The sequence below is a fragment of the Mesorhizobium sp. M5C.F.Cr.IN.023.01.1.1 genome (assembly GCF_003997585.1).
GTDB lineage: Bacteria > Pseudomonadota > Alphaproteobacteria > Rhizobiales > Rhizobiaceae > Mesorhizobium > Mesorhizobium wenxiniae.
The window spans coordinates 1-238 of the sequence record NZ_RZSU01000276.1 but is presented as its reverse complement, the minus strand read 5'-3'; the positions used below and the strand labels follow the sequence as shown (position 1 = coordinate 238).

The following is a 238-nucleotide window of genomic DNA, read 5'->3' as shown; positions in this document are numbered from 1 at the left end:
GGCTTGACCCACTGCGTCGCCGGACGCTTCATCCCCTTAGGCGGCGGCCCGGCGTGCTCCTGGACACGCTTCCACAGGCGCTCGCGGATCGCCCGGCTCGGATTGATGAAGGCCGATCCAACATATTTGCGCGTGCCGATCTCGCCCATCAGGGCGAACGCCGGCTTGCCGGCCTCACGCTCGACACCGAGCAGTTCGAACTCGTCGACGGTGTAGCACTTGACCTTCAGCCAGTTGA

General features: G+C 65.1%; 1 pseudogene. It reads right to left on the bottom strand.

Going from position 1 to position 238, the window contains the following annotated elements:
* A pseudogene (locus EOA78_RS35735) lies at positions 1-238 on the bottom strand (ATP-dependent DNA ligase); the annotation flags it as partial.